General features: G+C 67.6%; 18 protein-coding genes. 11 read left to right on the top strand and 7 right to left on the bottom strand.

What is annotated here, in order from left to right; genetic code table 11:
• The first annotated feature begins 228 nt into the window (after positions 1-228).
• Positions 229-1,851: a methyl-accepting chemotaxis protein gene (locus tag BLV92_RS20775; protein WP_090551270.1), complete on the top strand. Its 1,623-nt coding sequence runs from the start codon at positions 229-231 to the stop codon at positions 1,849-1,851.
• A gap of 259 nt (positions 1,852-2,110) precedes the next feature.
• On the opposite strand, the gene BLV92_RS20770 is transcribed toward BLV92_RS20775, so the two are convergent.
• A complete protein-coding gene (locus BLV92_RS20770; RefSeq protein ID WP_090548323.1) occupies positions 2,111-3,193 on the bottom strand; it encodes an AGE family epimerase/isomerase in 1,083 nt (360 codons plus the stop codon).
• Between the two features lie 300 nt (positions 3,194-3,493).
• Here BLV92_RS20770 and BLV92_RS20765 point away from each other — a divergent pair, with 300 nt between their 5' ends.
• The 5 genes from BLV92_RS20765 to BLV92_RS20750 all read left to right on the top strand — a co-directional run bounded on the left by BLV92_RS20765 (position 3,494) and on the right by BLV92_RS20750 (position 8,118).
• Positions 3,494-4,180: an MgtC/SapB family protein gene (locus tag BLV92_RS20765; RefSeq protein WP_090548321.1), complete on the top strand. Its 687-nt coding sequence runs from the start codon at positions 3,494-3,496 to the stop codon at positions 4,178-4,180.
• Between the two features lie 187 nt (positions 4,181-4,367).
• On the top strand, positions 4,368-5,666 hold the full coding sequence (locus BLV92_RS20760) for a hypothetical protein (RefSeq protein WP_090548320.1): 1,299 nt from the start codon (positions 4,368-4,370) through the stop codon (positions 5,664-5,666).
• A 195-nt stretch (positions 5,667-5,861) separates the two neighbouring features.
• Positions 5,862-6,017, top strand: coding sequence for a hypothetical protein (locus BLV92_RS32155; RefSeq protein WP_166676678.1), 156 nt, complete (start codon positions 5,862-5,864; stop codon positions 6,015-6,017).
• Positions 6,018-6,154: 137 nt separating this feature from the next.
• Entirely contained in the window at positions 6,155-7,099 is a 945-nt protein-coding gene (locus tag BLV92_RS20755) for a 3-hydroxyacyl-CoA dehydrogenase family protein (RefSeq protein WP_090548318.1), read from the top strand.
• Positions 7,100-7,503: 404 nt separating this feature from the next.
• Positions 7,504-8,118, top strand: a complete 615-nt coding sequence (locus BLV92_RS20750) for a flavin reductase family protein (RefSeq protein ID WP_090548316.1) — start codon at positions 7,504-7,506, stop codon at positions 8,116-8,118.
• Between the two features lie 102 nt (positions 8,119-8,220).
• Here the strand turns inward: BLV92_RS20750 and BLV92_RS20745 are convergent, their stop codons facing one another.
• Complete coding sequence (locus tag BLV92_RS20745; RefSeq protein ID WP_090548315.1) at positions 8,221-9,378, bottom strand: porin; 1,158 nt, start codon at positions 9,376-9,378, stop codon at positions 8,221-8,223.
• A gap of 266 nt (positions 9,379-9,644) precedes the next feature.
• On the opposite strand from BLV92_RS20745, the gene eat reads away from it, so the two are divergent.
• The 5 genes from eat (at position 9,645) to BLV92_RS20715 (ending at position 17,681) form a co-directional block, all read left to right on the top strand.
• A complete protein-coding gene (gene eat, locus BLV92_RS20740; RefSeq protein ID WP_090548313.1) occupies positions 9,645-11,048 on the top strand; it encodes an ethanolamine permease in 1,404 nt (467 codons plus the stop codon).
• 133 nt (positions 11,049-11,181) lie between these two features.
• Positions 11,182-12,576, top strand: coding sequence for an ethanolamine ammonia-lyase subunit EutB (locus BLV92_RS20735; RefSeq protein ID WP_090548312.1), 1,395 nt, complete (start codon positions 11,182-11,184; stop codon positions 12,574-12,576).
• A complete protein-coding gene (eutC, locus tag BLV92_RS20730; protein ID WP_090551268.1) occupies positions 12,573-13,373 on the top strand; it encodes an ethanolamine ammonia-lyase subunit EutC in 801 nt (266 codons plus the stop codon). The genes BLV92_RS20735 and eutC overlap by 4 nt, the downstream gene beginning before the upstream one ends.
• 399 nt (positions 13,374-13,772) lie before the next feature.
• Positions 13,773-14,795, top strand: a complete 1,023-nt coding sequence (locus BLV92_RS20720) for a helix-turn-helix domain-containing protein (RefSeq protein ID WP_090548308.1) — start codon at positions 13,773-13,775, stop codon at positions 14,793-14,795.
• Between the two features lie 321 nt (positions 14,796-15,116).
• The gene (locus BLV92_RS20715) at positions 15,117-17,681 is read left to right on the top strand and encodes a penicillin-binding protein 1A (RefSeq protein WP_244283876.1); all 2,565 of its coding nucleotides are present in this window, start codon (positions 15,117-15,119) and stop codon (positions 17,679-17,681) included.
• A gap of 360 nt (positions 17,682-18,041) precedes the next feature.
• Here BLV92_RS20715 and BLV92_RS20710 read toward each other — a convergent pair whose 3' ends face one another.
• From BLV92_RS20710 to BLV92_RS20690, 5 genes are all read right to left on the bottom strand, one after another.
• Positions 18,042-18,638: a hypothetical protein gene (locus BLV92_RS20710; RefSeq protein ID WP_244283875.1), complete on the bottom strand. Its 597-nt coding sequence runs from the start codon at positions 18,636-18,638 to the stop codon at positions 18,042-18,044.
• Positions 18,610-19,716, bottom strand: coding sequence for a hypothetical protein (locus BLV92_RS20705; RefSeq protein ID WP_143040708.1), 1,107 nt, complete (start codon positions 19,714-19,716; stop codon positions 18,610-18,612). Before BLV92_RS20705 ends, BLV92_RS20710 begins: the two co-directional genes overlap by 29 nt.
• Before the next feature lie 1,213 nt (positions 19,717-20,929).
• A complete protein-coding gene (locus BLV92_RS20700) occupies positions 20,930-22,918 on the bottom strand; it encodes a methyl-accepting chemotaxis protein (RefSeq protein ID WP_090548305.1) in 1,989 nt (662 codons plus the stop codon).
• Between the two features lie 227 nt (positions 22,919-23,145).
• Positions 23,146-25,602: a heavy metal translocating P-type ATPase gene (locus BLV92_RS20695; protein ID WP_090548304.1), complete on the bottom strand. Its 2,457-nt coding sequence runs from the start codon at positions 25,600-25,602 to the stop codon at positions 23,146-23,148.
• A 255-nt stretch (positions 25,603-25,857) separates the two neighbouring features.
• Positions 25,858-26,499: an FMN-binding negative transcriptional regulator gene (locus BLV92_RS20690; RefSeq protein WP_090548302.1), complete on the bottom strand. Its 642-nt coding sequence runs from the start codon at positions 26,497-26,499 to the stop codon at positions 25,858-25,860.
• Positions 26,500-26,687 lie beyond the last annotated feature (188 nt).

The raw sequence follows: 26,687 nt of genomic DNA, 5'->3' as shown, positions 1-26,687 counted from the left end.
CGGAGTCCATCGGGCCTGTGCCCGCATCGTTTCCTAACCACTCTAGGAAGCCCGTTGCGGCAACGTCAAGGTAATTCGGATGTAAAGAACGCCGCGATGCGGTCGCGGCGGTTCGCGGATTTTTTTACGAAGCCTCCTCAAGCGCCCGGCGGGTGCGCCGTTAACGCAGCCTGGCCGCGGGTGCGATCCACTCGCGCAGTTTGTTTTTTTCCCTACCGGGTGCTCAAGATGTTCAGCAAGATCAGGGTCTCGACCGGCCTGTTATGTGTCCTCGTCGCTTTTTGCGTGTTGCAACTCATCACGGAGGGCCTGGGCTGGTGGTCGCTGACCAGCACCCATGCCGACGTCGACGACCTGTCGAGCGTCGCGCTGCGCCAGACCAACTCGATCGACGAAACGACCCAGCACCTGATGGACGCGCGGCTGAACCTCGCGCGCGCCGGCACCCGGATCGTGCGCGGCGGCACCGTGCCGGCCGACATCATCGCGCACGCGCGCGAGGAACTCGATCAGGCGGCGCGTTCGTTCGACGCGTTCACGGGCACGCCGCAGATCAGCGACGACGACCGCGCGCGCGTCGCCGCGCTCGCGCCGCGTTATCAGACGCTGCACACCGCGCTCGGCCAGCTTGCGCAGTATCTGGAGTCGAACAATTTGCAGGCGTATCTGGACCAGCCGACGCAGTCGTATCAGGACGCGTATCTGGCCGAACTCGCGAGCTTCGTGAAGTTCAGCAACGCGGCGTCGCGCGCGTCGCTCGATTCGATCGACGCGCGGCTCGCGCTGTTCCGCGTCGTCAGCGCCGCGACGCTCGCGGTGCTGGTCGTGCTCGCGGCCTGCGTGTACGCCGGGCTGCGCCGCGGCGTGGTCGCGCCGCTCGAAGAGGCGGGGCAGCATTTCGAGCGCATCGCGCGCGGCCGCCTCGACGAGCGCATCGCGCCGCGCGGCAGCAACGAGATCGGCCGGCTGTTCCATGGGCTCGCGGCGATGCAGGCGAGCCTCGCGCGCACCGTGCACGCGGTGCGCGAATCGGCCGACTCGATCCACACCGGCGCGAACGAGATCGCGGCGGGCAACACCGACCTGTCCGCGCGCACCGAGAGCCAGGCCGCGTCGCTGGAGGAAACCGCCGCGAGCATGGAGCAGTTGACCGGCACCGTGCGCAACACGGCGGACAACGCGCACGAGGCGAACGTGCTCGCGGAAAGCGCGCTCGACGCGACGTCGCGCGGCAGCGGCGTCGTGAACGGCGTGGTCGAGCGGATGCACGGGATCGCGCAAAGCTCGGACCGCATCGCGGAGATCATCGGCGTGATCGACGGGATCGCGTTCCAGACCAACATCCTCGCGCTGAACGCGGCGGTCGAGGCCGCGCGCGCGGGCGAACAGGGGCGCGGGTTCGCGGTGGTCGCGGGCGAGGTGCGCGCGCTCGCGCAGCGCAGCGCGCAGTCCGCGAAGGAGATCAAGACGCTCATCAGCGAATCGGTCGAGCAGATTCGCGGCGGCTCGGAACTCGTCGGCCAGGCGGGCGGCGCGATGCGCGAGGTCAGCGAGTCGATCTCGCGCGTCGCGCAGATGATGGCGGGCATCAGCGCGTCGTCGCGCGAGCAGAGCGCCGGCATCGAGCAGGTGAACCAGGCGGTGTCGCAGATGGATCAGATGACGCAGCAGAACGCGGCGCTCGTGGAGGAAGCCGCGGCGGCGGCCGCGTCGCTGTATCAGCAGACGGAGCAGTTGAAGGACGCGGTGGCCGCGTTCGTGATCTCGCCGGCGGTGCTGGCGGACGGCGATGCGCTCGCGCCGGCGGCGCGTTCGCGCGTGGAGCCGGCGCGGAAGTTCGCGGCGGTTTGAGCGGGGGTTTGAGCGGGCGAGGGCGTCGCGCCGTGCGGGCTCGTGCGGCGGTTTAGCGAGGGGTTGGCCGCTTGCGCCTGGGTGTGCGGGGCGGCCAACGGCTCTATACGTCGATGGCCGGCGCTTGGTCCGATACGTCGTTTCAGCGGCGCGGGGAGGGAGCGTTTCGTTTCATGCCGCGTGGGGAGGCAGGCGGTGTTTCAGTCGTAGAAACGCTGGCATTTCCAGCTTTCCATCGCACTGCATCAACAGCCGGCGCTCACGCCGGCAACGCCTGATACGCGGTCAGCAGGTGATACGGCGTCGTGGACGGCATGTCCGCGCGCGCGACCTCGCCGGCCGCATTCCTGCATTCGACCCATCCGCGCGGCGTGAGAAAGCGCGCCGCGAAGCACCCGATCTGCGCGGGCAGCGTCGCCTGCACGGCCGCGTCGCGATGCGTCGCAATCGCGCGTAGATACTCGGTCTGCGCCCAGATCCGCTGCGTCGCGTCGATCACGTTGCCTTGCTCGTCGAGCGCCGCGCAGACCGCGCCGCTCGCCGGGTCCACGCCTTGCTGCACGGCGAACGCGAACGCGCGCGTCAGATGCGCGTCGAGGCCCGATGCGCCGAGCCGGCCGCCTGCCTGCGCCGCCAGCCAGAACCATTCGAACTGATGGCCCGGTTCGAGCCGGTTGTCCGCGTCGCCGACCGGCAACTCCGCGATGCAGCCCGTCGGCGTATGCAGGAAGGTCCGCGTGACCGCTTCGATCACGCGCGTGATCGCGGTGTCGAACGCGGCGTCGCCGGTGGCGTCGCGCGCGAGCAGCCACGCTTCGGTCAGATGCATCAGCGGGTTCTGCAACGGCGCGGCGCTCACGTTCGCGAAGCCGGCGTCGAGCGCCGCGTTCAACAGGCCGTCGCTGGCCGCGAAACGATCGACGATCAGCGCGGACGTGCGATGGACGACGTCGAACGCGTCGCCGACGCCGAAGCGCCGGCCATACGCGGCGCACGCGAACACGACGAACGCGTGCGTATAGAGGTCCTTTGTCGTGTCGAGCGGCGCGCCCTGCGGATCGACGCTATAGAACCAGCCGCCGCGCTCGCGGTCCCCGAAACGCATCAGCGCGTCGAACAGCGTATGCGCGTGCGCGGCGTCGCCGGCCTGCGAGAACACGTAGAGCTGGCGCGCGCACGCCATCGCGCGATAACGCGTGACGGGCAGCGGCTGCTGGCCGTTCGCATCGAGCGCCTCGTACGGCAGGCGCAATGCGGCGTCGAAACCCGGACCGCGCCAGAGCGGCAGCACGGTGCGGTCGAAGTGATCGCGCAGTCCGGCTGCGCTGGTGATTGCGTTCATCGGTGATGCGTTCGGTGACGGGCGCGGCCCGCCGTCGAACGGGTAACGGGACGGTGCCCGCGATTGTACGGTAGTACGGCAGTACGGCACGCGCGCGAGGCACGGTCCGCGGCTGCGGCTCGTGCCGCCGGCCCGGGCGGAGTACGATGCAACGCTTGCCGTGTCGATGAGCCGCGCGGCGATTGCTGCCGGTCCGCATTCGCCGCGAGGCCGTGCGCGTATCGCGCGGTTCAACCAGGGACAACAACAGGCCGAACGACGCGGCGGCCCTGCGCCGCCGCATTGGGAAAAGGAGGGGTGATGCTGGGTAATGTCGAACTCATTTCGCGGCTCGTGCTGGCCGCGGCGCTGGGCAGCGTGATCGGTTTCGAGCGCGAGCGGCTCTCGTGGGCGGCCGGGCTGCGCACGCACATGCTGGTGTGCGTCGGCTCCGCGCTGATCATGATCGTGTCGGCGTTCGGCTTCGCGGACGTGCTGTCCGACGAGCACGTCGTGCTCGATCCGTCGCGGGTCGCGGCGCAGGTCGTGTCCGGCATCGGCTTTCTCGGCGCGGGGTCGATCCTGCTGCGCGGCGAGATCGTGCGCGGGCTCACGACGGCGGCGAGCCTGTGGTCGGTCGCGGCGATCGGGCTTGCGGTCGGCGGCGGGCTGTACACGGCGTCGCTCGCCGCGACGATCATCATCCTGTTGATCCTCGCGGGGGTGAAGCCGCTGGAGCGGCGCTTCATCTCCGCGAAGCAGCGCCGCCAGTTGACGCTGCTGGTCGAGCGCGGCTCGCTGACGTTCCATTCGCTGGACGCCGCGCTCGGCACGTCGAGCCCGCGCGTGAAGCAGTTCGTGCTGCAGCAGAGCGACGACAGGGAGAGCGTCGACGAAGTGATCATCACGCTGAGCCGCGTATCGCAGCCCGAATACGACGCGATCTGCGCGGCGCTGCGCAGGCTGCCGGGCGTGAGGGAATTCCGCGAGGACGGCCCGCGCAATTGAGCCGGGGCGTGATTGCGCGGAGGACCGGGCCAGCCATCCGCATGGGCGTCCGCGCCCGGTTTGCGGCGCGAAAAAACGCGCGTCCCGATGCGCGCGGCCGTGAGACAATGCGGTCCCCGAAAAACGCATCCAGACCCGCGCGGCGCTTTCGCATGACCGTCGCGCGCGGCGATCGCATCGTTTTCCCATGGCAGATTCCGCAGATTTCGCAGCCCCCCGTCATTCGCGCGTTTCGCGCGGCGCGTCGTCGAAGCGCCGCGCCGAACCCGCGTCGTCCGTTTCCGCCGATACCGAAAACAAGCTCGCGCGCGCGGTGCAGTCCGCGCAGCGCCTCGCGCAACTTAGCGACGTGCCGCGCGACGACAGCACGCTCGACATGTTCCCCGACGACCCGACTCACGCGCTCGTGCAGGCGATGACGATCGACGTGCGACAAGGCACCCCGTCGGGTTTCGAGTTGCCGGAAGTCGTGCGGGTGGCGGTCGAGGCGGCGCAGGGCGCGAATGATGCGCCGGCGGCTGCGGCGGCCTCGCCGAAGCGGACTGCGCTGCGGTCGAAGGGCGCGGCGGCAGTCGCCGCGGGTAGCGATGAAACGGCGGAGGCGAAACGCGCGGACGATCGGGACGCTGAGGCGGCGCAGACGGCGGAAGCGGTGACCGGAGACGAAGCGCCGGTCCTGCCGGAAGCGAACGCGCCGGAAGCCGACGCGTCGATGTCGCCCGGCAGGGCAACCGCGCAGGCGCGCGCGGCGCGAGCGTCGACCGCGCACCGGACGGCGGATGCGGCAACGGCCGTGTCTACCGGCGACGCGACGGCGGCTGACGCGTCGCAATCGAACGCCACGCTTTTCCCGGCAGAAAAAGAAACGGAGACGCCCTCGACGGTTGCCGTTGCGGACGTTTCGTCGTCGCCGGCAGACCCGGCGGCTTCGCAAGAGCATGGCGCGGCAGCCGCGCCCGAAGCCGGCGAAGCCGCACCCCGGACCAACCCCGCAACCCGACCCGCTGCCGCCGAGCCGTCCGCCCAACACGTTCAGCCCGCGCCGCGCGGCGCGCGCGCGCCCATCGCGACACCCGAACTGGACCGCGCCCGCGCGACCGCGTTCGCGGATACCGTCGATGCGCTGTACGGCGTGATCGCGGACCAGCGCCGCGCGGCGGCCGACCTGACGCGCCGGATGAAATGGATGCTCGCGATCGTCGCGGGCGCGCTGCTGGTGACGGTCGGCGTCGGCATTACGCAGACGCTGCTGCTGTCGCGGCTCGCGCGCGATGCCGCCGCACAGCAGCAACGCACGGACCGGATGATGCAGACCCAGCAGGCCGCGCTCGCGAGCATGCTGGAGCGCGTGACGACGCCCGCCGCTCCGTCTGCGCCGACGCCGGCTACTGCCGCGCCGGTTCCGCCCGCTGCCGCGCGTCCGGTCGCGCCGACCCCCGCGCCGCGCCATCCGCACCCGCATCGCGCGCATCCGCCGACCCGCTGACGGCGCGCGAACTCATCCGGCCCCGGAATTAATTTGGCCTATGCGTTGTATTGATGCAACGCATCAGGCCGTCAAAGCCTTGTCAGGCGGGGCATCGCATTTTTTTGCTGCGATGCACTAGCGCCGAACCAAGGGATAACCCTATAATTCGTTCCTAGGGAAAACCCTTAGCCGCTTACACAACCGGGAGTCGCCATGAGCTTTATCCTCGCACTGTTCCAGAAGGTGACCGACCTCTTCGCTTCGCCTTATCTGCCGATGGATTCGGATTATTCGTACGAAGCGCGCCACCGCGAAGCGGAGCGCGTTCGCCGTTCGCACTACGCGCCGTTCGGCGTGCCGCGCGACTAAGTTCGCCGCGCCGCCTCATCCGGCAAGCAAGGCCGGCCCCCGTTCGGGGGCCGGCCTTTTGCGTTTACGGCTCGCGCTTGGCGGCGCTATCCTGCCGCGTTGAATGGCAACAGAACGAACGACGAGGCGCGACCGACATGACGACTCCTACCGCAATCCCCGACGCAACCTCCGCAATCGTGGCAGCCGTGGCCGGCACCGGCCTGATGGGCGTCGGCATCGCGACGCAGTGCGCGCTGTACGGCTACCGGACGCTCGTCCACGACGTGGACCCCGCGCGGCTCGCGTCCGTCGCCGTGAAGGCGGGCGCGGTGCTCGACGAACTGATCGACGCCGGACGCATCGACGGCGACGCGAAAGCCGACGCGCTCGCGCGGATCGAGACGCACGCGAGCCTCGACGCGCTGGCGCCCGCGCGGTTCGTGTTCGAGGCGGTGCCGGAGGTGCTCGACGTCAAGCACCGGCTGTATGCGCAACTGGGCGACGTGCTCGCGGACGACGCGATCGTCGCGAGCAACACCAGCGGCTTCGAGCCGGACCGGCTCGTCGCGCCGCTGCGCGGTCCTGAGCGTTTCCTGATCGCGCATTTCTGGAATCCGCCGCACGTGATTCCGCTTGTCGAGGTGGTCCCCGGCAGCGCGACCGCGCCGGACGTCACGCAGCACACCGTCGCGATGATGAGCGCGATCGGCATGGAGCCGGTCGTGCTCGCGAAGGCGATCCCCGGTTTCATCGGCAACCGGCTGCAGTTCGCGGTGCTGCGCGAGGCGCTGAACATCGTCCGCCTGGGCGCGGCGACGCCGGAAGTCGTCGACCGCGTGATGAAGGCGTCGCTCGGCCGGCGCTGGAGCGTCGTCGGGCCGTTCGAGGGGGCGGACCTGGGCGGTCTCGACACGTTCGTCGACGTCGCGACGCATCTGCTGCCCGAACTCGCGACCGACGACCGCGTGATCGACCTGCTGCGCGAGCAGGTGGACGCGGGCCGCGTCGGCGTGCGCAGCGGCGCGGGTTTCCACGAGTGGGACGACGCGCGCATCGACCGGCTGAAGGCCGCGCGCCGCAAGCTGATCGAGGACCGTTGACGCGCCGGCTGCACAGCTTGCGTCGCACACCTGAAAACCGTTACGGATCAGCGGTCTGCCGCGGATATGCGCAGCTTGTCCACACGGCTCTCAACAAAAACTGTGGATAACGTGCACGGCGCGAACGGGCTGCCTGCGCCGTCGCGTCACGCGAATATCCGTTGCGCGTCAACGGGATGCCGAGGTTGTCCGATGGTTGCCCACAGGGCTCTCAACAGAAACTGTGGAAAAGCCCGCGTGGCATGCCGCCATTCACGCGTGCTTTGCGCGCGTCGGCAGCGTCCGACGAAAACACTTATCCTTCAACGCGTTGATCCGCGTGTGCGAAGGTTTTCCACAGGCTTATCGACAAATCCTGGGGACAACTGGCGACCGGCCGGCCCCCTCATCCAACCGCTTCGATCATGACCGACACCTACTTCTACGACCCGGCCGCCGGCCACGGGCTGCCGCACGATCCGTTCAAGGCGATCGTCGCGCCGCGCGTGATCGGCTGGATCTCGACGCGCGCCGCGAACGGCGCGCTGAATCTCGCGCCCTACAGCTTCTTCGGCGCGTTCGCGACGTTCCCGCCGATCATCGGCTTTTCGAGCGAAGGCCATAAGGACAGCATCACGAACATCGAGGCGACCGGCGAATTCGTGTGGAACTTCACGTCGCGCGCGCTCGCCGAGCAGATGAACCGCACGTCCGCGCCGGTCGCGCCGGACGTCGACGAATTCGCGCTCGCGGGGCTCACGCCCGCGCCGGGGCGCAACGTGTCGGTGCCGCATGTCGCGGAGGCGCCGGCCGCGCTCGAATGCCGGCTGTTGCAGATCGTGCGGCTGCATACGCTCGACGGCCAGCCGCTGGACAACTGGCTCGCGCTCGGCCAGGTGGTCGGCGTGCACATCCAGAACGCGTACCTGAAGGACGGCCTGTTCGACACGCAGGCCGCGCAGCCGGTGATGCGCGCGGGTTATCTCGCGGACTATGCGCAGATCGGCGAGAAATTCCAGATGTACCGGCCGAAGGCGTGACCGTTTGAAGTGACGAAGCCAGCGGCCGCATGCGGCCCCGGCTTCGCTCATCCGGCGCTTGCGCGCGGACCGCGCGGCAAGCACCGGATCAAGCCCCGCGCGTCAGAAGCGCGCGCGCAGCCCGGCCGTCGCGACGACCTGGTTCGCGGTCGACGACGCGCCGCCCGCCGTGTTGATGAACGCGACGTAGTTATGCCCGGACGCGTGCTGGTACATCGCTTCCGCATACAGGTCGGTGCGCTTCGACAGCTTGTACACCGCCTGCAGATCGACCTGGTGCCACTTCGGGTCCGCGCCGAACGTCGACGTCTGATCGACGTGGCCGTCGGTGTACGTGTACGCGATGCCGAGGTTCACGTGCGGCGTCAGCACGTAGCGGCCGTTCACTTCGTAGTTGTTGAAGCTCACGTCGCCGCCCGTCGAGCCGAACGACGTCGAGCCTGCGTACTCGCTGCGCGTGAACACAAAACCCGCCGTTGCCGGGCCGAACGTGTAGTTGATGCCGCCGCCGAACGAGCGCATCCGGTCCGCGCCGAGCGCGAAACCGCCCTTGCCGTTCGCGGTCGATTCCGCGAGATCGACCGCGCCGGGGCTGCTCGCCGTCGCGCCGGTCGTGCCGTTCAGTTGCAGGTAACCGCCGGCGATCGCGAGCGGGCCGTTGTTGTAGCTCGCGCCGAAGCTGTATGCGCGGTTCGCCGCAAAGTCAGTCTGGTTCGAGAACGCGTACAGCGCGCCGAACTTGAGGCCCGCGTAGTTGTTGCTCGTGTACTTCACCGCGTTGCTGATCCGCAGCGAGTGGTTCAGGTTGTCGTTGTCGAACGGGTGCGCGAAGCCGGTGTCGCCGAACGTGCCGGCCGTCGCGGACAGCGGCGCGACGTAGTCGACGAGCGAGTCGTACTGGCGGCCGAGCGTCAGCATGCCGAACTGGTCGCTCGCGAGGCCGACGAACGCCTGGCGGCCGAACATCCGGCCGTCCTGGCCGAGCTTGCCGTTTTGCACGTTGAAGCCGTTTTCGAGCACGAACAGCGCCTTCAGGCCGCCGCCCAGGTCCTCGCTGCCGCGCACGCCGAAGCGGCTGCCGTTGACGTTGCCGCTCGTCGCCTGCCACAGCGCGCCGCTCGTCTTGCCGCTCGCGACGTTGTTCGTGTACATGAGGCCGGCGTCGATCAGCCCGTACAGCGTGACCGAGCTTTGCGCATGCGCGGAAGAAGCGACGAGCGAGGCCGCGACGGCGGCGGCGAGCGAAATCTTGTTTTTCACGGGGGAACTCCTGTCTGGATGTTTCGCAGCGGACAAAAAAACTGCGAGTGGAGTGTAGGGACCCCGCGTCCCCGGAAAACCCGCTGTGACTGGAGAGGATTGTTACAGCGCGCATTGCCCCGGTTTCATCGCCGCGTCACATTGAGTGCGGCCGCCGCTTTCGATGTTTGCCGATTTTCGATAACACCTCGATTAATGGCTTCTTAACATGGGTCGCATCGACGGGTCCGGGCCTGCGCCCGGGCCGTCACATCGGGGAGAATCCAGTGAAAGCAGAGTCGAAGGGCCAGCAAGGCGGCAAGGCCGTGCATCACGAGCTGAAGCAGACGCTCGGCACGTGGCAGTTGTGGGGGATCGCGGTCGGCCTCGTGATCTCCGGCGAGTATTTCGGCTGGAGCTACGGCTGGGCGAGCGCCGGCACGCTCGGTTTCGTGATTACCGCGCTGTTCGTCGCGGCGATGTACACGACGTTCATCTTCAGCTTCACCGAGCTGACCACGTCGATTCCGCACGCGGGCGGGCCGTTCGCGTATGCGCGGCGCGCGTTCGGGCCGGTCGGCGGGTATATCGCGGGCGCGGCGACGCTGGTCGAGTTCCTGTTCGCGCCGCCCGCGATCGCGCTCGCGATCGGCGCGTACCTGCACGTGCAGTTCCCCGGCCTCGAACCGAAGCACGCGGCAATGGGCGCGTATCTGGTGTTCATGGCGCTCAACATCCTCGGCGTGCAGGTCGCCGCGACGTTCGAGCTGTGCGTGACGCTGCTCGCGATCTTCGAATTGCTGGTGTTCATGGGCGTCGTGTCGCCGGGCTTCCAGTGGGCGAACTTCACGAAGGGCGGCTGGGCCGGCGCGGATCACTTCAGCATCGGCTCGTTTCATGGGATGTTCGCGGCGATTCCGTTCGCGATCTGGTTCTTCCTCGCGATCGAAGGCGTCGCGATGGCGGCCGAGGAAGCGAAGAATCCGAAACGTTCGATTCCGATCGCCTATGTTGCCGGCATCGTGACGCTCGTCCTGCTCGCGATCGGCGTGATGGTGTTCGCGGGCGCGGCCGGCGACTGGACGAAGCTGTCGAACATCAACGACCCGCTGCCGCAGGCGATGAAGTTCATCGTCGGCTCGAACAGCGGCTGGCTCCACATGCTCGTGTGGCTCGGCCTGTTCGGCCTCGTCGCGTCGTTCCACGGGATCATCATCGGCTATTCGCGGCAGATCTTCGCGCTTGCGCGCTCCGGTTACCTGCCCGAATGGCTCGCGAAGGTGCACCCGCGCTTCAAGACCCCGCATCGCGCGATTCTCGCGGGCGGCGTGGTCGGCATCGCGGCGATCTACAGCGACGAACTCGTGCAGTTCGCCGGGCAGACGCTGACCGCGAACATCGTGACGATGTCGGTGTTCGGCGCTATCGTGATGTACATCGTCAGCATGCTCGCGCTGTTCAAGCTGCGCCGCGCGGAACCGACGATGGAGCGCCCGTTCCGCGCGCCGATGTTCCCGTTGTTCCCGGCGTTCGCGCTGGTCGCGGCGGCGATCTCGCTCGCGACGATGGTGTACTTCAACTTCGAGGTGGCGATCGTGTTCGCGGTATTCATGGCGATCGGCTATGGTTATTTCATCGCGACGCGGCATCAGCGTGACGGCGCGGTCGCCGATACGCTGGTCGGGGAGTAACGGCCCGCGCATCGCGCCGCCGCTGGGTGAACAGCGGCATGCGGCGTGCGCAGCAGGCCGCAGGCAGTGAGCGCGGACACGCCGTCCGCGCGACTTGCGCCGCGCCTTCGGGCGCGGCGCCGGAGCAATCGCAATGAGCTATACCGAGACGATCGGCAGCCGCACCTACCGCTTCGCCGATCTCAAGACGCTGCTCGCGAAGGCGAGCCCGCTGCGTTCCGGCGACCAGCTTGCCGGCATCGCGGCGGCGAGCGAGGAGGAGCGCGTCGCCGCGAAGATGGCGCTCGCGCAGACGCCGCTGCGCGCGTTCCTGAACGACGCGCTGATCCCGTACGAAAGCGACGAGGTCACGCGGCTGATCGTCGACGGCCATTCGCGCGACGCGTTCGCGGAGATCGCGCATCTGACTGTCGGCGATTTCCGCGACTGGCTGCTGGCGACGTCGACCGGCAGCGACGCGCTCGTGCGGATCGCGGCGGGCCTCACGCCGGAGATGGTCGCGGCGGTGTCGAAGCTGATGCGCAACCAGGACCTGATCGCGGTCGCGAAGAAGCGCCCGGTCGTCACGCGCTTTCGCAACACCATCGGCCTGCCGGGGCGCCTGTCGGTGCGGTTGCAGCCGAACCATCCGACCGACGACGTGAAGGGCATCGCCGCGTCGATGCTCGACGGCCTGATGTACGGCTGCGGCGACGCGGTGATCGGCATCAATCCGGCGACCGACAGCCTTGCGGCGATCACGAAGCTGCTCGTGATGATCGACGAGTTCCGCGAGCGTTATCGCGTGCCGACGCAGTCGTGCGTGCTCACGCACGTGACGAACACCATTGCCGCGATCGAGCAGGGCGCGCCGGTCGATCTGGTGTTCCAGTCGATCGCCGGCACCGAGCAGGCGAACGCGGGTTTCGGCATTTCGCTCGCGCTGCTGAAGGAGGCGCGCGAAGCGGCGCTGTCGCTGAAGCGCGGCACCGTCGGCGACAACGTGATGTACTTCGAGACCGGCCAGGGCAGCGCGCTGTCCGCGAACGCGCATCACGGCGTCGATCAGCAGACCTGCGAAGTGCGCGCGTACGCGGTCGCGCGCGCGTTCGATCCGCTGCTGACCAACACCGTGGTCGGCTTCATCGGCCCCGAGTATCTGTACGACGGCAAGCAGATCACGCGCGCGGGCCTCGAAGACCATTTCTGCGGCAAGCTGCTCGGCGTGCCGATGGGCTGCGACATCTGCTATACGAACCACGCGGAAGCGGACCAGGACGACATGGACAACCTGCTGACGCTGCTCGGCGTCGCGGGGATCAACTTCATCATGGGCATCCCGGGCGCGGACGACGTGATGCTGAACTACCAGAGCACGTCGTTCCACGACGCGCTGTACGTGCGCGACGTGCTGGGCCTGCGCCGCGCGCCGGAATTCGAGGAGTGGCTGGAGTCGATGCGGATCGCGGACGCGCGCGGCGCGCTGCTGCCCGCGTCGCCGAACCAGCCGCTGCTCGAAGGCGCTCGCCAATGGATGGCGGCCGGATGAGCGACTCGATCGAAAAGAATCCGTGGTACGCGCTCCGGCAATTCACGCCCGCGCGGATCGCGCTCGGCCGCGCGGGCAACGGCGTGCCGACCGCGCCGCTGCTCGCGTTCAATCTGTCGCATGCGCAGGCGCGCGACGCGGTGCATCATCCGCTCGACGCTAACGCGCTGCACGATGAGCTGCATATGCGCGGATTCGCGTCGCTCGACGCGCACAGCGCCGCGCCGGATCGCGCGCATTATCTGCGGCGGCCGGACCTCGGGCGGCGGCTGTCCGACGACAGCCGCGCTGCGCTGAAGCGCGCGGCGAACGACGCGCAGGCCGCGCCGGACGTCGTGTTCGTGATCGCGGACGGGCTGTCGGCGCTCGCCGCGTCGCGCCAGGCGGTGCCGCTGCTCGTCGAGACCTGCGCGCGGCTCACGGACTGGAACGTCGGGCCGGTGGTCGTCGCGCGGCAGTCGCGCGTCGCGCTCGGCGACGAGATCGGCGAGTTGCTCGGCGCGAAGTTCGTCGCGATGCTGATCGGCGAGCGGCCGGGGCTCAGTTCGCCGGACAGCCTCGGCGTGTATCTCACGTATGCGCCGAAGCTCGGCCGCAGCGACGCGGAGCGCAACTGCATTTCGAACGTGCGTCCCGAAGGGCTCGGTTATGCGGCGGCCGCGCACAAGCTGCATTACCTGCTCACGCATGCGCGGCGGCTCGGGCTGACCGGCGTCGGGCTGAAGGACGACAGCGATGCGCTGCTCGAACGCGAGCCCGTCCGCGATGCCGTCGAAGCGCCGCGCGCGGATGCGTGACCGGTTGCGGGCGCACGGATCGCGCGGGCCGCATGTGCCGCACGTGCTGTTACGCGTTGCGCATGCGGACGCAGGGATGCACCGGCGCGGCGCGCCGATGCCCGGATGCGGGCGCTCGATGCGACGCGGCTTCGATGGACGAGCGCGTTTGCATAGGATCGCAGAACGCCTGCTGCGTAGGGTTCACGCGGGTTCGCACGGCGTTTTCGCGCGCGAGTCGCGTCGCGATAATGTTCCGGCACAGGTCTTGCAGCGATGCACGATCGCGCGGCGGCGCGCGCGGCGCCTTGCGGCCATGACGACGCGAATCGGCCGCCGCGCGCTTCGGCCGTGCGGGCGGCTGCATGCCGCGCGCGCCAGCCGGCGATCCGGCGGCCCGGTTTCCCTTGACTGTCTGCCATGACGAGCGACCCTTCCAGCCTCGACGCCGATACGACGACTTCGTCCTCCGCCACTGCGCGGGGCGAGTCCGTTCGCGTGATGACGTCGGTCGCGCACGACGCGGACGAGCAGGCGCGCAACCTGCACGGCTGGCGGCAGACCTACGACCAGTTGAGCGCAGGCTGCTTCACCGGCGCATTGACCGAACTGTTCCTCGACCGGATGACGGTGTTCCGCGAAGCGACGAGCCATGCGCTTCGGCAGACGTGCGAAGTGCAGTCCGATTCGTACTGGTTCGGCATTCCACTGTGCCGCGAGGGCACCGGCCGCGTCGATGCGAACGTGATCGGCGATCACGCCCTCGCGGTGCGGCCGGGCGGCGTCGAGTTCGAACTGATTACGCCGGCCGACTACGAGTTCTTCGGCATCGTCGTGAACGGCGACATGCTGCGGCAGTACGCGGCCGAAGTCGAGCATCTGGGGCTGACCGACACGGTGCCGCACGCGGCGGTCGTGCCGGTCGACGGCGGGCACAAGGTACAACTGTGCGTGTCGCTGCGGCGGATGCTCGACGACGGCGCGGCGCTCGACGTACCGCTGTCCGGCTTCGCGCGCAGCAATCTGCAGGCGTCGGTGCTGGCCGCGCTGTTCGATCTGTGCTCGCCGGAACACGCGTTTCAGCCGGCGGTCGCGTCGCAGCGGCGTCAGGCGATCGTGTCCGATGCGCGCGGCTACGTGCTCGCGAACCGCGACCGTCCGGTCGGCGTACCCGAACTGTGCGAGCAGTTGCACGTGAGCCGGCGCACGCTGCAATACTGCTTTCAGGACGTGCTCGGCATGTCGCCGGCCGCGTATCTGCGCGCGATCCGGCTGAACGGCGCGCGCCGCGACCTGTGCGACGGCGGCCGCACGCATTCGGTGAAGGACGTGGCCGCCGCCTGGGGCTTCTGGCATCTGAGCCAGTTTGCGACCGACTACCGGCGGCTGTTCGGCGTGCGGCCTTCGGAGACGCTGCAACGGGCGATGGCGGGGGCACGCTAACGGGCGTCGGCGCGCGGTGTTTGCGACGAGCGCCGGCAATAGCGCGGCCGCCCGGAATCCGGTTGCCGGCGACTAACCGGATGACCGGGGTGAACGAAGCGCCGCGGCGTGCCAGCACAGACGCGCCGACGCTTTGCTCCGCTCGCATCACGGCGGTTCGCGCGAAGCGCAGCCTGCGCCCCGCACCGGCACTCGCTAGCCCTCGCACTGCGCGCCTCAACAGGCCCCCACGTCGCGCGCGCCGCCCAATCGCCGGAATACGCGGCGAATTTGATACGATGCACGCTTTTCCAGCCGATTCCTGCCTGCGTGAAGCGTTACGTGTCGTCCGTCCGCGACCATTGCTCGACATGGTTCGCCCGCCTGAAGTCCGCCGCCGCGGCGTCGGCCGCGCGGCTTCAGCCTCTCGCCGCTGCCCTTTGTGTCACGCTGAAGCCGCTCGTCGCGGCCGCATGGCAGCGTCTGCGGCATCCGACGCGGCGCGGCGTGCTGATCGCGATGGCCGCGCTGCCGGCGCTCTTCGTGCTGTACGTGCTCGTGCTGATCCCGTTCACGCCGGGCATCGGCGACATCCGCAAGGCGCGCGTCGATCGCCCCGCGCAGATCCTGTCTGCCGACGGCAAGCTGCTCGCCGAATTCAAGCCGTCGAACCGCGAATGGGTGCCGCTTGCGCAGATCTCGCCGCACATGATCGACGCGCTGATCGCGACCGAGGATCACCGCTTCTACGAGCACCACGGGATCGACTGGCGGCGCACCGCCGGCGCGGCGCTGCATACGTTCTCCGGCGACCGCCAGGGCGGCTCGACGATCACGCAGCAGCTCGCGCGCAACCTGTATCCGGACGAAGTCGGCCGCGCGCCGACGCTCACGCGCAAGCTGAAGGAAGCGATCACCGCATTGAAGATCGAGGCGGTGTACAGCAAGCCGCAGATCCTGGAGACGTATCTGAACACGGTGCCGTTCCTGTACAACGCGTACGGGATCGAGATGGCGTCGCGCACCTACTTCGACCGCTCGGCCGATCAGCTCGACATCCTGCAGGCCGCGACGCTGACCGGCATGCTGAAGGGCAACAGCTACTACAACCCGGTCATCAATCCGGAGCGCGCGTTGCAGCGGCGCAATACCGTGCTCGCGCAGATGGTGAAGTACGGCAAGCTGTCCGAAGCCGACTACGCGCGGCTGAAGGGCAAGCCGCTGCGCGTCGATTTCGAGCGGCAGACCGAGCCGCCCGGCCCCGCGCCGCATTTCGCGCAGCAGTTGCGCAAGTGGCTGATCGCGTGGGCCGACCGCAACGACTACAACATCTATTCGGACGGCCTGATCGTTCGCACGACGATCGACTCGCGATTGCAGTCGATGGCGACCGCCGCGCTCACGCAGCACGGCAACCAGTTGCAGTCGATCGCGAACGGCGCATGGAGCGGACGTTCCGGCTGCTCGGCGGGCAACGACCTGTTCCGCACGTTCATCCGCGAGACGCCGGACTATCGCGCCGCGCGCGACGCCGGGCAGCCGGACGCCGATGCGATCGCGCATCTCGCGTCGGACCACGGGTTCATGCGCGCGCTGTGCAAGAGCAAGACCGACGTGCAGGCCGGGTTTCTCGCGATCGATCCGCGCAACGGCCAGATCAAGGCGTGGGTCGGCAGCCGCGACTTCGCGAACGAGCCGTTCGACCACGTGCAGCAGGCCCGCCGTCAGCCGGGTTCGACGTTCAAGCCGTTCGTGTACGGCGCGGCGTTCGCGCAGGGCGCGAAGCCGGCCGACACGTTCATCGACCAGCCGGTCGAGATTCCGCTCGCGGGCGGCGAGGTGTGGCAGCCGACCGACGACGTGTCGCCGAGCGGCAAGCCGGTCACGCTGCGCGACGCGCTCGCGTATTCGCGCAACCGGATCACCGCGCAACTGATGATGCAGGTCGGGCCGGACCGCGTCGCGCGGCTCGCGCGCGCGATGGGCGTGCGCGACAGCCGGCTCGACGCGGTGCCGTCGCTCGCGCTCGGCACGAGCCCGGTCACGCTGAAGGAGATGGTGTCCGCGTACGGCACGATCGCGAACGACGGCTCGTATCTCGAACCGCGGATGATTACGCGCATCGAGGACAGCAGCGGCGACGTGCTCGCGGAGTTCGCGCCGGCGTCGCCGGAACGTGCGCTGCCGGTCGCGGCGGACCGCACGCTGCTCGACACGATGCGCGACGTCGTGAATCGCGGCACCGGGTCGAGCATCCGGTCGCGCTTCGGGATTCGCGCAGATGTCGCCGGCAAGACCGGCACCACGCAGGACAACACGGACGGCTGGTTCATCCTGATGAGCCCGCAACTGGTCGCGGGCGCATGGGTCGGTTTCGACGACGGCCGCGTGACGCTCGGCAGCGACTACTGGGGGCAGGGCGCGCGCAGCGCGCTGCCGATCGTCGGCGACTTCTTCCAGCGCGCGCTGCGCTCGCGGCTCGTCGATCCGCGTGCGCGCTTCACGACCGACGTCGAGCCGGGCGCGTTCGAGATGTTCCGCGAGAAGCTGCGCGCGTGGATCGACGTGCTGTTCGCGTCGCACGAGCACAAGCCGCAGACGCCGGCCGCTCCGGTGCGCCGCGCGCCGCCGGCGCGGCCGGCTCCGGCTCCGGTGCCCGCGCCTGTGCCGTCGGCCCCGTCGGCGGCTAGCGCACCCGAGACGCCGGCTTTCGAAGCCGCGCCGCCAGCGCGCCCGCTCGGCGTGCCGCCGATCATCGGGCCGGCGAGCGCGCCGCAAGGCGAGTCGCCGTTCCCGTCGCAGGAGCCGGCGCTTGCGCCGACACCGACGCCCGACGCGCCGGAGCCAATGCCGGCGACGGGCGATGACGGTGCGCAGCAGGGCGCTGCGCCGATGCAGGATCACTGACGCGGAATGAATCGGTGGGATTGGCGGATCGCGTGGTTCCGCGACTGTCGAGGATGGTCAGTGTGATGCCGTTCGATGGGCGGCTGACGTTTCCGGTTCGTCGCCGGATATAGCGGACTGTCTGCCCATCCCATCATTCAACTGGCATTTATGGAATAGATGTCGCGTAGAAGATTATTTTGCTGATTCTGTTTTGTATTGCTCCGTGTGTCCTCGTGAATCAGTAATGCCACGCAAAAATTCGCTGGACGGCAGGTAAGTCGTGCGGCACCCGTTAATAAAACTGGGCGACTGTATCCGGTGTTTCAGGCGTTGCTCCACTGGGCCGGCCCCAGGCTGAACACGGAATCTCCCTGTGAATCACTTGCCTGTCTCGTCTGCTTCCAGCATCTTCGGATTAAAGGAAACAGCGGCAAGGCAGTCAGGGTGACGCTCCGTAAAGCCAAACGACAGCTTTCCCCACTCTTCGAGCGTGGTATAGCCCATCATTTCGTCCGGCGAGTGTCCATGCGGCACGTTAGTTATATTAAGCATGCTGTAATGCGACCGCACTGCATCCAGACCGATGCATTCGCCATCCAGATCGAGTACCAGAAAACCGGGGTGTCCTTCTTTGTGCCTGATACGCAAATCGACGTTACTGATGACTGCACCGTCCGACAGTTTGACGGGACCACCGGTATAGAACTGGAATGCTGTGTTCTGGATCGGGTTTCCGCTGGTATCTTTCACGACGAGGCGAGTCGAAAGCACGGTTTCCACCTTCGCTTTTGTGAATGGAATCTGCCGCGCCAGCGCGTCGATAGCCTGCCAGATTGTCATCGTCGGTTGCGTCGTCATCTGTGTGCCCTCGTTACGTTGTCCATGCGCCAGGCTGCAACCGGCAAGGCCGATCAATACACCGAGCATCGTAAGTGACCTGTGCAGGTTACCTGCCGGGTGGGTTCGCCAGATCATAGGCCGCTCCGTAATAGTCGCTGTAGGTCTGTCCGGTCGTGGACGTGATTTCGTTTCCGAATACCCTGCTGATCGCCTCGCGACAGGCGGCGGCGTCGCCGTCTTTCAGGTACACGTCATAGGCCCGGTTGTACGCCGAATAATTTCCGCCCGCGACACCAATATCGATTCCGCTATTCGAAAGGATTTCGCGCTGGACCCGGATATTGTTCATCGTCGCCGCAGCTTCGTCGCGTAACGTACTCTGCACGTACGCCGCGCGCGATGACAGGTCTTGCTGATAGAGGTAGGTCGCATGTCCGACTTCATGCGACAGAACCTGCGCATACGCCGCAGAATTATTTTTGAGGTTTTCATCGAGAACAATGACGTTCTTGATATCACGAATCGCATACGATCCACCGCCCAATTTACCGTAGCGAATTTCCCAGCCGTCGTCGCCAAGTTTTTTCAGTTCGTCCTGCAAGCTCGGAGACCTGGAAACAAGTGCGTTCACATCGGGTCCGGCTTCCTCCTCCATGAACTGACTGACCGGAGCCGGCGCAATGCCCGGTGTCTTGCCGTAAAGCACTTCAGTGGGCGAACGGAGTCGGGCACGGCTGGCCGCACCGCGCGACGATCGCTTCTTGTTCCGGTCCGCCAGGATCTCGTGCACGCACGCGTGCAGTTCGTCGCGGTCCGGGACGAATGCAATGCGACCGTCTTTCACTTCCTCATAGAGCGCCCTGGCAACCTCCTGCGTATGCATCTGGTGCATGCCGTGCCGGTAGTTGCTGCTACGCCCAAGCGCGGCGCGCAGGTCATGATCGGCTTCCGACAACAGCCTGCAGCCATCAAGAAAGGCGATGCGGGCGACGTGCATCGCGGTTACAAGGGCATCGTATTCCTCGCGTCCTATGTCGCTTTCGCCCCTGCGAGTCGCGAAGCAGTAATGCCTGGCAATATTGACGTCTTGCGTTGCTTTGAGATTCAGGTAAATCGAGTTTCTAACGCTTCGCCTGAAGTGATGTCTATATTTCGGGTCGCCGCTGCCCTGCGGTGGTGCGGCGTAACTAAATCCAAAACGGTATTCTTGCATGGCTCATCATTGAAGTAGTTGCGCTGTTAACGATTGAAGAGCGCAGGCATCCAGCTTCGACATGAAAAACACCGACGAAACGGGATCGCTGCTGCCCGGCCACTGGCGCGATTATTGAATTCATAAAACTTTTTTTGTGATTCGCATATTGAAATCAAAAAAACCATATGTCGTATCGATGCCTGCCGTTGTGCCCGATGAATGCACTTGTATCGACCTGCTGAAAGTAGATCGGCCAGAACAGGCCGTCATCTGATTGGGAACCGTTTGTGCCCAATCGCAGCATCAAGCGGACTGAGGATAGGAGCAGATATAGCGGATGCTCTCACTGCGATCAAAGCTGAAACGATATTTGCAGCGTCGGAGATTTGACCTTGTTTAGTCAAGCGGACGAACGCAATGAAGCTCGTGAATTAACCGATTCTGACAAATGAGTGATGCGTGACGCATTATTCGATTGTCCGCATAGGTCATGCAGACAATCGGCGCGGCCGCCATCGCACGTTTCTGGCGTCACCGATTTTTAGAAAAATTTGGGCGAGCAGGCTCATGAGTTGGCGAGTACAACTCGCCGTGCAATTCGATAGGGTCGCGCATCTTCGATTCGATGCGCTTCATATCTGCGTCTCGATGGAGTACGGAAATCGAAGGCGTTGCGGCTCAACAGGAAACAATCAGGCAGTCCGGCAATCTTGTCGTCTGACGCACGGGCGACCGGCCTTGCTAGTCCGGCAGCGCCAGCCGGTCAGTATCGACCGCGTGGAGCGCATTCATGTCGAGCCGTGTCCGCGAGAATTTGCGTTTGCCCGTCCAGGTAAGCATCGCAGCGGCATAGGCGAACGGAGCCATTGCAGCCGATATCTTGCGCTCTCACTGAGCGACCGGACCGATGCGTGGAGATGCGCCGCGCGAGAAATTATCCACAGCTTTCGGGGATAGATCTGTGGGTAACATCTGGGTAATCCACGCATGCCATTGATGCGAAAAGCAGAAAGACGCCGGCGCGCATCGAAGGCAAGCCGCCAGGGATACGGGCTTGTCCACAGTTTTCGTGGACCACAACGCATTTTGATCTACTGGTCACGGGAGCAGCCGATGCGGCCGGCTTGCGCCCGGTACCCGGCGAGGGCCTCGGCCTCGAAGAAATCAACCGGGCAATCCGCAAGGCGTCCCGCAAAGACCCGCCCACGGGTCACACGAGCAAGCTGGCTTCTCAATCGCCCGTCTCCACCTTGAACATGCTGACGAGCTGCGTGAGCCGCGCCGCCTGCTCGTGCAGCGCGCCGGCCGCGCGCTCGGCCTCGCCGACGAGCTTCGCGTTCTGCTGCGTCGCGTCGCCGATCTGCGTGACCGCGAGATTCACCTGTTCGATGCCGCCCGACTGTTCGCGCGACGCGTTCGTGATCTCGCCGATGATCGTGCGCACTTCCTCGACGCGCGCGACGATGTCGCGCATCGTCGTGCTCGCCTCGCCGGCGATCCGGTAGCCGGTATCGACGGTGGCCGACGACTCCGTGATCAGCGCCTCGATCTCCTTCACCGCCGCCGCGCTGCGCTGCGCGAGCGCGCGCACCTCGGACGCGACCACCGCGAAACCCTTGCCGTGCTCGCCGGCGCGCGCCGCTTCGACCGCCGCGTTCAGCGCGAGGATGTTGGTCTGGAACGCGATCCCCTCGATCACGCCGGTGATGTCCGCGATCTTCTGCGACGAGCGGCTGATGTCCGTCATCGTCTCGACCACGCGCTCGACCGCGCGGCCGCCGTCGAGCGCCGCGTCGGCCGCGCCGGTGACGACGGTGTTCGCGCGGATCGCATGGTCCGCGTTCTGCTGGACCGTCGACGTGATCTGCTCCATGCTCGCGGCGGTCTGTTCGAGGCTGCTCGCCTGGGTCGCGATCCGCGACGCGATTTCGCCGCTGCCCGCCGCGATCCGCGCGGTGCCTTCGGTCATCTGCGCGGACGCGCCGCGCACCTGCGCGACGATGCTCGCGAGCCCTTCGCCGATGCCGTCGATCGCATGCGTCAGGCGGCCGATCTCGTCCGCGCCGTCGCCGTGCGCCGCTGCGGCGCCGCGCGGGCCGCCGATCCGCACGCTCAGGTCGCCGGCCGCGAGCCGGCCGGCCGCGTGCGCGGCGGCGTCGAGCGGCCGGCTGACGAGCCGCCGCGCCGCGAACACCGACAGCGCCGCGAACACGAGCACGAGCAGCAGCCCGACGACCGCGAAGCGGTTGCGGGTAGCCGTGACGCCGGCCATGATCTCGTCGCGCGGCGCGACGCCGCCGACGAGCCATTGCCACTCCGGCACCGACACGAACGACACGAGCTTCGCGCGCGGCGACGTTTCGCCGAGCGTCGCGTCTGCGGCGGCGTATTCGATCTCGCCGTCGTGCGCGGCGAGCATCTGCGTGTAGGGGCCGTTCGCGTCGTCGAAGTGCTTGCCGGCGGCGGCCGGATGCACGATGAACTGGCCGCGAGTCGGGCCGTTCGATGCGTCGAGCACGAAGTAATACCCGGTGTCGCCGATCTTCAGCTTGCCGATGCCGGCCTTCACCGCGGCGATCTGGTCGGTCACGTCGACGCCGACGAACAGCGCGCCGATCACGCGGCCGCTTGCGTCCGCCACCGGCCGGTACTGCGTGATGTACTGCTTGCCGAACAGCGTCGCGAGGCCGGTGAAGCTCTTGCCCGCCATCACGGGTCCGTATGCGGGACCCTTGCGGTCGAGCAGCGTGCCGATCGCGCGCGAGCCGTCCTGCTTCTTCAGCGACGTGGTCACGCGCACGAAGTCGTCGCCGGTGCGCGCGAACACGGTCGAGATCGCGCCGCTGCGTTGCAGGAACTGGTCGGGGATCGAGAAATCGAGGTTCAGCACCTTGTCGCCGGCCTTGAAGGTCGGCGTCGCGGTGCCGGCGATGTCGATCTTCTGCGTGTCGTCGAGCGCGAAGTCGGGCGGCAGGAAGCTCGCGAACATCGTCATCGCGCGATCGACCTCGGCTGCGAGCGCATGGTCGAACAACGCGATCATCGCGGCGATCGAGCGATCCTTTTCGGCGATGCGCGTGCGCACCTGATCGCTGATCTGCTCGCCGGCCGCCTGCGTGAGCGCCCACGTGAACGCGGCGAAGATCGCGACGACGAGCGCGCACGACAGCAAAGCGAGACGTACACCGACGCTCAACCGGCGCAGGAAGGAAAAGCTCATAAAACGGTTCCGGGTTGATGTGGGGACGGCACGGCGTGACGCCGTTTCGATTAATTACGGCAGCCGGGACCGATCCTTGGGGCTTTCTGCAAACGATTGCGAAGGCAACGGAGGGGTGTTTTTGGCGAAGATGCGCGGAGAAGCGGGGTGGGGCGGCGCGGGAGGCCCGCTGGCCGGGCGGTCCAGCGGGCGATGTGCAGTTCGATGCGAGGTTCGATGCGCGGGTGTCAGGCGTCGCCGCGCCAGGTCCGCAGCAGCAGTGCGTTCGTGACGACGCTGACGCTCGAAAACGCCATCGCGGCCCCCGCGAGCATCGGGTTCAGCAGCCCGAACGCGGCGAGCGGAATGCCGATCAGGTTGTAGACGAACGCCCAGAACAGGTTCTGCTGGATCTTGCGCCACGTGCGCCGCGAGATGTCGATTGCCGCCGCAACGAGCGTCGGGTCGCCGCGCATCAGCGTGATGCCCGCTGCATGCATCGCGACGTCGGTGCCGGTCGCCATCGCGATGCCGATGTCGGCGGCCGCGAGCGCGGGCGCGTCGTTGATGCCGTCGCCCGCCATCGCGACGATGCCGCCGCTGCGCATCTTCAGGTCGCGGATCGTGCGCGCCTTGTCGTCGGGCAGCACCTGCGCGTGCACGTCGTCGATGCCCAGCTCGCGCGCGACCGCCGCCGCGCTGCCCGCGTTGTCGCCGGTCACGAGCACGCTGCGCACGTTCATCCGCCGCAGCCGGTCGATCGCCGCGCGCGCGCCGGGCTTCACCGTGTCGCCGAACGCGAGCAGCGCGAGCACCGCGTCCGATCCGTTACGCATACCGATCAGCCACGACACCGTGTTGCCCGCGCGTTCCAGTTCCTGCGCGCGTTGCGCAAGCGCGGGCGGCAGCGCGAGTTCGAGTTCGTCGACCCAGCGGCGGCTGCCGATCGCGATTCGCTGACCGTTCACGTCGGCCTCGACGCCGCGGCCCGGCACCGCGCGCGCATGGACGGCGGCCGGCAGCGGCGCGCCTGCATGCGATGCTTCGAACGCTTTGACGACCGCCTTCGCGAGCGGATGGTCGCTCTGCTGCTGCACGGCGGCTGCGAGCGCGAGCGCGTCGTCGCGCGCGACGCCGTCGGCGGTCTCGAACGCGGTCAGCGACGGCTGGCCGAGCGTCAGCGTGCCGGTCTTGTCGAACGCGACCACGCTGATGTTGTGCGCGGTCTCCAGCGCTTCGGCGTCCTTGATGAGCACGCCGTGCCGCGCGGCGACGCCGGTGCCGGCCATGATCGCAGCGGGCGTCGCGAGGCCGAGCGCGCACGGGCATGCGATCACCAGCACCGCGACCGCGTTCAGGATCGCGGTCTCCGCGGGCGCGCCCGCGAGCAGCCAGCCGGCGAGCGTGACGGCCGCGACGACGAGGATCGCCGGCACGAACACCGCGCTCACGCGATCGACGAGCCGCTGGATCGGCGCTTTCTCCGCCTGTGCGCTTTCGACGAGCCGGATGATGCGCGCGAGCGTCGTTTCCGCGCCGATCGCGGTCGTGCGCACCGCGATCGCGCCTTCGCCGTTGATCGAGCCGGCGGTGACCGGCTGGTCCGGCTCCTTCGGCACCGGCAGGCTTTCGCCGGTGATCAGCGATTCGTCGACGTGGCTGCGGCCTTCGAGCACGATGCCGTCGACCGGCATCCGCTCGCCGGGCCGCACGGCCACGACGGTGCCGACGCGCACCTGCGAAAGCGGCACGTCGCGCTCGACGCCGTCGATGCGGATGCGCGCGCGATCGGGCCGCAGCGCGTTCAGCGCGCGAATGGCGTCGGTGGTCTGCCGTTTGGCGCGCGCTTCGAGCCACTTGCCGAAGCGCACGAGCGTGATGACGACCGCCGACGCCTCGAAGTACAGGTGCGCGGCGTCGCCCGGATGCGCGAGCATCGCATACACGCTGACGCCGTAGGCGGCCGAGCTGCCGAGCGCGACCAGCAGGTCCATGTTGCCCGCGCCCGCGCGGACCGCCTTCCATGCGGCGCGATAGAAGCGCGCGCCGAACCCGAACTGCACGAGCGACGCGAGCACGAACTGGACGGACGCCGGCAGCATCCCGTGCAGGCCGAGCGGATGGGCGACCATCGGCACGACGAGCGGCACGGTCAGCGCGGCCGCGATCAGGACCGCCGACAGTTCGCGCTGCGTTTCGTCACGGGCTTTCTTCGTTCCGTCGGCGGGCGGCGGTTCGTCGGTTGCGACAGGCGTTGCTTCGTAGCCGGCCTTCGTGACCGCCGCGACCAACTGGTCCATCAACTCGCCGGTCAGCGGCGCGCGCAGGTTCACGGTGGCTTGCTCGGTCGCGAGGTTGACCGACGCGCCGGTGACGTCCGCGACGCGCGACAGCGCCTTCTCGACGCGGTTCGCGCACGACGCGCAGGTCATGCCGCCGATCGTGAGCATGGCCGTCTCGGTTGCGACCGGCACCGCCTCGTAGCCGGCCTTCGCGACCGCGGCTTCGAGCTGGTCCGGGCTCACGCTGCCGTCGGCCTCGACGGTCGCCTTCTCCGTCGCGAGGTTCACCGACGCGCGTGCGACGCCCGGCACTTTCGCGAGCGCTTTTTCGACGCGCGTCGCGCACGCGGCGCAGGTCATGCCGTGGATTTCGAATTCCGCGATGGCGGTGTCGGTGCGGTCGGCGACGAGCGGGTCGTTCATGGTCGGGATGCGGGAAGCGCAAAAGAAGCAATGGTCGGCAGTATCTACGTTCCCAACGTGGGAAGGTCAAGGGCGACGATGCGCGCGTGCGCGGCGCGGCGAGAGGGAGGGCAACCGCCGCATCCGGCGAGCGGAGGACGGCGGGCGGTTATATGCGCTTTATGCGTGTTTCATGAACGGCACGATCGGACGGCTTGCGCAGTACGCGTGCGGCAACGGACCTGACCGGCCGCCGCCGTTTCCGAACCCGCGCCGCTACGCGTCCGGCGACGCATCGAGCATCGCCTGCCCGACCGCGTGCTGCGCGTCCGAGTCGCGCGCCAGCAGCGTGTCGGCCGCGCCGCGGATGTCGGGCAGCGCCTTGTTCTGACTGAGCTTCCACTTGCCGGTGAGCTTCGTCACCTCGATCTCGATGCCGACGATCGCGCCGAGCATCTGCGCGATGTAGTCGGGCGGCGCGTCGCCCATCTTCCACGGCGTCGGCTCGCCGGCCTCCATCCGCCGCGTGAGGCGCGCAACGAGTCCGCGCAGGAACGCCTCGTCGTCGTGCACGACGATCCGGCCGTGTGCATGCACGACCATGTAGTTGTAGGTCGGCACCTGCCGGTGCGTTTCGTGCTTGCTCGGATACCATGTCGGCGAGATGTACGCGGCCGGCCCCTGGAAGATCACGAGCGCGTCCGGCGCGGCGGCGGCCTCCTGCCAGAGCGGATTCGCGCGCGCGACGTGCGCGCGCAGCGTGCCGAACGGCCCGCGCGCCGGTTCGTATTCGAACGGCAGATGGTTCGCGTCGAGCCCGTGCGGGCCATGCGTGACGAGTGCGCCGAACGGCTGCGCGGCGATCAGCGCGTCGAGCGCTTCGCGGCGGTTTGCTTCGAAATGGGCGGGCAGATACATGAGCGGCGAGTTCCGGAAGGGAAGGAAGGCGGGCGGCAGGCGTCCGTTACCCACAACAGTCATAGGGCATAACGCACAATTGCAGCGTCCACGGGCTTTTCACGCCCCGATGCGGACGATACGATACATCCCGGCGGCATCGGAGTCATGCAGCGCGCGCATACCGAAAGCCCGGGGGGCTGTGCGTC

The sequence above is a fragment of the Paraburkholderia caballeronis genome, from assembly GCF_900104845.1.
GTDB classification, from domain to species: domain Bacteria; phylum Pseudomonadota; class Gammaproteobacteria; order Burkholderiales; family Burkholderiaceae; genus Paraburkholderia; species Paraburkholderia caballeronis.
Note: the sequence above shows the minus strand (reverse complement) of the source record. Positions and strands in the feature narration are given on the sequence as shown.